Origin of the sequence: Gelidibacter salicanalis (assembly GCF_016469035.1) — a bacterium.
GTDB lineage: Bacteria > Bacteroidota > Bacteroidia > Flavobacteriales > Flavobacteriaceae > Gelidibacter > Gelidibacter salicanalis_A.
This window is the reverse complement of sequence record NZ_JAEHJZ010000402.1, coordinates 1-265: the sequence shown is the minus strand read 5'-3', so window position 1 is coordinate 265 and position 265 is coordinate 1. Positions and strand designations below refer to the sequence as shown.

At 52.1% G+C, this 265-nt stretch carries 1 protein-coding gene; it reads left to right on the top strand.

The annotated features are described in order from the left end of the window. Window positions 1-265 (top strand): hypothetical protein (locus JEM65_RS22665; protein ID WP_233530814.1); only part of this gene is annotated, 265 nt, incomplete at both ends.

Below are 265 nucleotides of genomic sequence, written 5' to 3'. Positions count from 1 at the left end.
CCTCAAAGCACTGGGTAAAGCCATGGAGGGTTCTGAAATGGAACTCTTGGCTTTAGCCATGCGTCCAGACTCACAAGGTCCCATCGGTAGCCTTACCTTCTTGGTCGTCGCTGTGTGTGCAAGTGGTGGTTTGAATGTACTTCGATGGGTCGCGTCGGTTCAATTGGGCATCTTCAACTTCGACCAGGAACCCAAAATTCCGCCTGGGACTCTGATTCCAGTGCAGAAGAGCGTCCATGTCATTGAATTCGAGCCATTGCGAGGC